Raw genomic sequence first — 6729 nt, forward strand, 5'->3', positions numbered from 1 at the left:
TTACGGGTGAAAGCAGTCATCGCGACCAGTTACGGCCCGCCGGAGAACTACGTCGTGGCGGACATGCCGGTGCCGCGGCCGGGACCCGGGCAGATCCAGGTCCGCATCGCCGCGGCGTCGATCAACCCGGCCGACGTCGTCCTGCCGGGCGGCGTCTACCGGGAGAGGGCGGACCTGGCGTTCCCGCACGTGCCCGGCAACGACTTCGCCGGCACGGTCACCGAGATCGGTCCCGGCGTGACCGCGTTCCGGGAAGGCGACGAGATCTTCGGTCAGGCCGTGCCCCGTGTGCTCAGGCCGCTGGCCGACCCGGTCAGGCCGTCGCTGAGCACCGGGTCGCTGGCCGAGTACGCGGTGTTCGAGGCGGACACGCCGTTGCTGACCCACCGGCCACCGGGCCTGGACGTGGCGGACGCGGCCGCGCTGGCGACCTCGGGCCTCACCGCGCGGGCCCTCATCGCGACGGCACGGCCGCAACGCGGTGAGACCGCGCTCGTCGTGGGCGCGACCGGAGGCGTCGGCACCGCGGTCGTCCCGTTGCTCAGGGCCGCGGGTGTCACCGTGATCGCCACGGCCACCGCCGCCGACGCGTTGTTGCTGCACGACCTCGGCGCCGCGCACACCATCGGCTACACCGACGCCTACCCCGTCGGCGTGGACGCGGCGTTCAACCTGGCGCTGCCGGGCGATCAGCTGACCAGGATCGCCCACGCCGTGCGACCGGGCGGCCGGTTGCTCACGATCACCTACCCGCTGCCCGAACGGGACCGGGACGACATCGACACGAAGTTCGTGATCGACCTCGGCGGAGCTCTCGGTGGCATGCGCGAAGTCGCCGAAGCAGCCGTGCGGGGCGTGCTGCCGGCGACGATCGGCCGTCGCTACACCCTCGACGAGGGCCCGCAGGCGTGCGTGGACTTCGTCCGCGAGCACACCACGGGCAAGCTCGTCGTCACGGTGTGACGTCGTCCACTGTGGACGGCAGGCCGAGCATCCTGGCGAGCCCCGCCAGTTCGAGCACCCGCGTGACCTGAGGTGACGCGGCCGACAACCGCAGTCCACCGGCGGCGGCCGAGGCGCGGGCGTGGCCGCGCACCAGGGCGCTCATCCCGCTGGAGTCGCAGAACGAGACACCGGAGAGATCCAGCACCAGATGCCGGTGACCTCGGTCGAGGAGGCGGTCGAGCCGGGTGAGCAGGCGTTCCGCGCCGGTGGCGTCGAGCTCCCCGGTGACGGTGAGAACGGCGGACGCCGCAGCCGATCCGGTGGCCGTGACAACGAGCATCCCGCAGAGGTACCCACCCGCTCCTGATCAAAACGCGGTCCGCTGACCGGTTTTCGGGTTGTCCGGGCACGCGCGCCGGGAGTTCCCTCGAAGCACGGCGAAAGGGGACCCCGTGCGCGTGCTGCTGACCTCGTTGCCCATCCACTCCCACCTGATGCCCGTGATGGTGCCGCTGGCCAGGGCGTTCCGGGAGCAGGGCCACGAGGCGGTCATCGCGACCGGACCGGCCATGGCGCACCTCGGCCACGTGGCCGTGATGCCGGACATCCCGTCACCGCAGGACTTCGGCCCGCCGCCGCCGTGGGTGCCGGAACGCGACGGCGTGCTGAAGGTGCCGCTGTGGGCGGAGGAGCTGGTGGTCAGGGCGGCCGCGAACGTGCTGGACTTCGCCCGCACCTGGCGCCCGGACGTGATCCTGCGCGAGACCTGCGAGTACGGCGGCCGGATCGCCGCGGAGGTGCTCGGCGTCCCGCACGGGCTGATCGACATCGCCCCGTTCGCGCCGTTGGAGATCGAGCACCTCGACGAGCGCATGGACGCCGTCCGCGCCAGGTTCGGCGTCGCCGCCACCGACCCGGCCTTCACCGCCGGGCTGACCCCGCGGTCGTGGCAGCCCGCGCAGCACCACTTCCGCGTGCCGATCGAGCGGGGCCACCGGGACGGCGCTCCGGAGATCGTCGCGACGTTCGGCACCAACGCCGGACTGCTGATGAGCGGGTCCCGGCTGCCGCACCTCGTGGTGGAGGCGCTCGGGAAGGTCGCGGCGCGGTCGGTCGTCGCGATCGGCCGCGGTGGCTGGACCGGGCCGCGGCCGCCGAACGTCCGGCTCGAACCCGAGGTGCCGCAACAGCGGTTGCTCACCGCCGCGAAGGTGTTCGTGACGCACGCGGGCTACAGCAGCGTGCGGGAGGCGTTGACCGCGGCCGTGCCGATGGTGGCCGTACCGCTTTTCGCCGACCAGCCCCGCAACGCGGCGCGAATTCAAGATCTCGAAGTGGGAGTGCCGGTCGAGGTGAAAGGACTGACCGCCGCCGCGCTGGCCGAACGGATTCAGCACGTGCTCGACACGACGGCATACCACGACGCCGCTGGGACATTGGCGGAAGAGATGGCGGAACTGCCGGTGTTCACCGGGATTCCGGACCGTCTCGTATCCGCCCTGTGACGATGTTTTGGATGTCGCCAAAAGCTTCGACGGTATTTTCGCCCGTCTGGAGACTTGGCCGTGGGGCAGGTGCTTGTTGGGGAGAACAGGTCGCCTGACAGAGGGGATACAGGGGGATTGCATGAAGAGGCACTCGCGCGACAGTTTCTTCGTCGTGGGTGAAGGTGTGCTGGAATTCGACGACAGAGGTGAGGCCGTCACCCGCCGCCCCTCGACAGCGGAGGAGCTGCGCCGGTTCCGGTTCTCACGACTGGGACCGAAAGGCCCGCGCACGGACGAGGCGCTGCGGGAGGCGCTCGCGAACGCGATGACGCCGCCGAAGGAGGTTCCGCAGCCCGACTCGCGGGATCCGGGGGTCCCGGCGGGCTTCACCTACCTCGGCCAGTTCGTCGACCACGACCTGACGATGGACCGCACCGAGTCGCAGCTCGGCCAGGACGTCACCGTGGACGAGCTGCTGCAGGGCCGCTCGCCCGCGCTCGACCTGGACTCGGTCTACGGCCGCGGCCCGCGGGACAAGGACGACCAGGTCTTCTACGCCGAGGACGGGGTGAAGCTCAAGGTCGGCACCACGACACCGGTGCCGTTCCCCGACGAGGGCACCAACGTGCCGTTCGAGGGCTTCGACCTGCCGCGGCGCGGCGGCACCGCGGGCACGGCGGCCGACCGGCGCGCACCGCTCATCCCGGACCCGCGCAACGACGAGAACCTCGTCATCGCGCAGACGCACCTGGCGTTCATCCGCTTCCACAACCGCGTGGTCGACGAGCTCGCGCTCACCGGCCTCACGGGTGAGCGGCTGTTCCGCGCCGCCAAGGAGCTCGTGGTGCGGCACTACCAGTGGATGCTCAGGACCGACTTCCTGCCGCGGATCGTCGACCCGGAGATCGTCGACGACGTCTTCACCAACGGCCGCAGGTTCTTCGAGGTGCCCGGCAGGCACTACGGCCACGGCAACACGCCGACCATGCCGGTCGAGTTCTCGGTCGCGTCCTACCGGCTCGGGCACAGCATGGTCCGCGACGCCTACCAGTGGAACCGCGTGTTCAACCGGACCGGGCCCGGTCCGGAGGGGACGCTGTTCCTGCTGTTCACGTTCACCGGCACCAGCGGCAACTTCGACCCGGGCTCCACTCTGCCCGGCGACCTGGACGACGTGAACCGGGGCACCACGTTCACGTTGCCCAGCAACTGGATCGCGGACTTCCGCCGCCTCTACGACTTCACCGAGGCGGACCGGGACGACCTGGTGCCACCGGCGGACTCCGGTGGCGGCAACCTCACCAAGCGGATCGACACGCTGCTGGTGAACCCGTTGCGGGAGCTGCCGGCCGGCACGTTCGGCGGCCGCGGCACGCAGTTCCCCGAGATCCAGCGCAACCTCGCGTTCCGCAACCTGACCAGGGCCAGCATGATGGAGCTCGCCACCGGTCAGCAGATGGCGGAGCTGTTCGGAGCCGAGCCGCTCACCGCCGAGCAGATCCTCACCGGCAACGGTGGCGCGAACCTGGACGGGCTCACCGACGAGCAGAAGGCGCAGCTCGTCGAGGCGACGCCGTTGTGGTTCTACGTCCTGCGCGAGGCGGAGCTGGGCAACGGCCGGCTGGGTCCCGTGGGCGGACGGCTCACCGCCGAGGTGTTCCACCGGGCCGTCGAGGGCAGCCGGATCTCGATCGTGCGCTCGCCGCACTGGCGGCCCACGCTCGGCCCGGACGCGAGCACGTTCCGGATGGTCGACCTGCTGCTGTTCGCGTTCGAGGGCAAGGCGGACCTGCTGAACCCGCTCGGCGAGAAGCCGGCCCCGCCCGCGGGCGCCTGATCTCCCTCGCCCCTCCTGTCCGGCTGGGTGGTGGCAGCCGGACAGGAGAGGGAGATCGATGTCGCGTCCAGAAATCACGCGCCGCGAAAACGCGGAAGACCGCGTCACCCGTTTCGCGAGTGAGGCGGGAATTCCGCTGCTTCGCATCGGACTGGGGGTCGTGTACCTCTGGTTCGGCGCGCTGAAGCTCTTTCCCGGTGGCAGCCCTGCCCAGGATCTCGTCGAACGCACGGTTTCCGCGCTGACGTCCGGGATCGTCCACGGGGATCTGGCGAGGTTGAGCGCCGCGATCACCGAGATCGGGATCGCACTGGTTCTGCTGAGCTTCCGCGCTCCGCGACTGGTCGCGGTGCTGCTGATCGGTCACGTGCTGCTGATCGGTCACGTGCTGCTGGTGTCGACACCGCTGGTGTTGTTCCCCGGCGAGATGTGGGCCGGTCCGCTGCAGGCGTCCTTCGAAGCCCAGTACATCCTGAAGAACCTGGTGACCGTCGCCGCCGCGGTGGTCATCGCCTCATCGCACCCTCGCGTGCGATGACGCGGGAGCCGCTCGATCGTCCTGATCGGGCGGCTCCCGCTGCTGTACGTTCCGATTCATGGGGGAATCGTTCGCGCCTTTGGCGCATCCAGCTTTCCGTTGGCTGCTCACGGCCCGTGTCACGACGGTGGCGGGCAACGCGATGGCGCAGATCGCGCTCGCGTTCGCCGTACGGGACGTAACGTCGTCGGTCACCACCCTCGGCATCGTGGTGGCGACGCGCTCGATCACCAACCTGGTCTTCCTGCTGTGGGGCGGGGTCGTCGCCGACCGGCTGCCCCGGCAGTACGTGCTCGTGGGGTCGTGCACGGTGTCCGCGCTGAGCCAGGGCCTGCTCGCCGCACTGGTGCTGACCGGGTCGGTGTCCGTCCCGGCGTTCGTCGTGCTGGCGGCGGTGAACGGCATGTCGAGCGCTTTCTCGTTCCCCGCCTCGGCCGCCCTGGCACCGCAGACGGTGCCGTCCGAGCTGCGGCAGCGCGCCAACGCCCTGCAGCGCCTCGGGCAGAACTCCTCGATGATCGCGGGCGCCTCCCTGGGCGGCCTGCTGATCGCGTTCGCCGGGCCGGGCTGGGGCCTCGCGGTGGACGCGCTGTCGTTCGCGCTGGCCGGCCTCGCCTTCTCCCGCGTGCGCGTGCCGGCCGCGCGGGTCGCCGCCGAGCACCGGCCGGGCGTGCTGTCCGAGATGCGCGCCGGGTGGACGGAGTTCTCGTCGCGGACGTGGGTGTGGCTCGTGGTGGTGGCCTTCGTGTTCGTCAACGCGGCCTACGCGGGCGGCACGATGGTGCTCGGCCCGGTCATCGCCGACACCGTGATCGGCCGCGAGACGTGGGGCCTCGTGCTGGCCGCGCAGACCGCGGGCATGGTCGCCGGCGCCTTCCTCGCGATGCGGCTGCGCGTGCGGCGCCTGCTGCTGCTCGGTGTGATCTGCATGGTGGCGTTCCCGGGCCTGCCGCTCGCGCTGGCACTGCACCCGGCGCCGTGGTTGCTCATGGCAGCCTCGTTCGTCTGCGGCGTGTGCATGGAACAGTTCGGCGTGGCGTGGGAAACCTCGCTGCAGCACCACGTCCCGGCGGACCGGCTGGCCAGGGTCTACTCCTACGACATGCTCGGCTCGATGGCGGCCGTCCCGCTGGCCCAGCTCGTCGTCGGCCCGGTGTCGGACGCCGCCGGCATCACCGCCACCCTGCTCGGCTGCGTGGTGATCCAGGTGGCCGCGACGCTGTTCCTGGTGGGGTCGCGGTCGGTGCGGTCGCTGGAGAACGTTCCCTCGGTCCAGCCGGTCCGCTGACTTCCGGGTGCTCCTGTGCCAGAGTGCTGGCATGGGGAGAGTGGTGGGGGCACTGGCCGTGGCGTTGCTGTGGTGCACGGGCTGCGGTGGAACCGAGCCGGCCACCCAGCCCTCGGTCACTGGCAGGCCCACCGTGTCACTGCACGCCGAGCTCGTGCGGCCGACCGCGCCGACGAGCCTCGCGCCGAGGTCCTGCACCCCGAACCCGGCCACCACCGTGCAGGCGATGCCCGCTCCGCTGATCCCCCCGGTGGCACGCGAACCGCTGTCGCCCGAGGGAAACCGCGCGGGGTGGCAGGTCGTCGCCGGGATCCGGCCCGCGGTGGAGCATGTGTGCGCGTCCGGCGACTTCTCGCTCGACGCCACCCGGAAAGCGCTTGCGGGGCTGGACGCGCGGGTGTTCCGCCCCGACGAGTCCGTGACCGGGGTGGCGTTCGTGATCACGCTGCCGCAGGCGTGCGTGCTCGGCGAGCTGAGGTCCGGCGCCGTGCGGATTTCCGTGGAGGGGCCCGCGAAGAGCGCGCGCTGTGAGTGATGCACTGCGGCTTTGTTGTCGATGGTGGGGGGCGGAAAACACCCCAGGGGGGTGGTTGGTGCCAGCGAACTACGAGGGGGGGGGGGGGGCTAACGGCGC

7 protein-coding genes are annotated in these 6729 nt (G+C 71.1%); 6 read left to right on the forward strand and 1 reads right to left on the reverse strand.

Going from position 1 to position 6729, the window contains the following annotated elements; translation table 11 throughout:
* The first annotated feature begins 6 nt into the window (after window positions 1–6).
* Complete coding sequence (locus tag ABZV40_RS13370; protein ID WP_355439609.1) at window positions 7–963, forward strand: NADP-dependent oxidoreductase; 957 nt, start codon at window positions 7–9, stop codon at window positions 961–963.
* Here ABZV40_RS13370 and ABZV40_RS13375 read toward each other — a convergent pair.
* A complete protein-coding gene (locus ABZV40_RS13375; protein ID WP_355439612.1) occupies window positions 953–1285 on the reverse strand; it encodes an STAS domain-containing protein in 333 nt (110 codons plus the stop codon). The genes ABZV40_RS13370 and ABZV40_RS13375 overlap by 11 nt on opposite strands.
* Window positions 1286–1397: 112 nt before the next feature.
* On the opposite strand from ABZV40_RS13375, the gene ABZV40_RS13380 reads away from it, so the two are divergent.
* The 5 genes from ABZV40_RS13380 to ABZV40_RS13400 all read left to right on the forward strand — a co-directional run bounded on the left by ABZV40_RS13380 (window position 1398) and on the right by ABZV40_RS13400 (window position 6630).
* Window positions 1398–2450, forward strand: coding sequence for a glycosyltransferase (locus ABZV40_RS13380; protein ID WP_355439615.1), 1053 nt, complete (start codon window positions 1398–1400; stop codon window positions 2448–2450).
* 121 nt (window positions 2451–2571) lie between these two features.
* The gene (locus tag ABZV40_RS13385) at window positions 2572–4269 is read left to right on the forward strand and encodes a heme peroxidase family protein (protein WP_355439618.1); all 1698 of its coding nucleotides are present in this window, start codon (window positions 2572–2574) and stop codon (window positions 4267–4269) included.
* Between the two features lie 58 nt (window positions 4270–4327).
* Window positions 4328–4807 carry a hypothetical protein gene (locus ABZV40_RS13390; RefSeq protein ID WP_355439621.1) on the forward strand — a complete coding sequence of 160 codons (480 nt, stop codon included), beginning with the start codon at window positions 4328–4330 and terminating at the stop codon, window positions 4805–4807.
* A 58-nt stretch (window positions 4808–4865) separates the two neighbouring features.
* Window positions 4866–6095: an MFS transporter gene (locus ABZV40_RS13395; protein ID WP_355439623.1), complete on the forward strand. Its 1230-nt coding sequence runs from the start codon at window positions 4866–4868 to the stop codon at window positions 6093–6095.
* Window positions 6096–6126: 31 nt separating this feature from the next.
* On the forward strand, window positions 6127–6630 hold the full coding sequence (locus ABZV40_RS13400; protein ID WP_355439626.1) for a hypothetical protein: 504 nt from the start codon (window positions 6127–6129) through the stop codon (window positions 6628–6630).
* Window positions 6631–6729: the final 99 nt, after the last annotated feature.

Source organism: Lentzea sp. NPDC004782, assembly GCF_040609115.1.
In the GTDB taxonomy this organism is placed as follows: Bacteria; Actinomycetota; Actinomycetes; order Mycobacteriales; family Pseudonocardiaceae; genus Lentzea.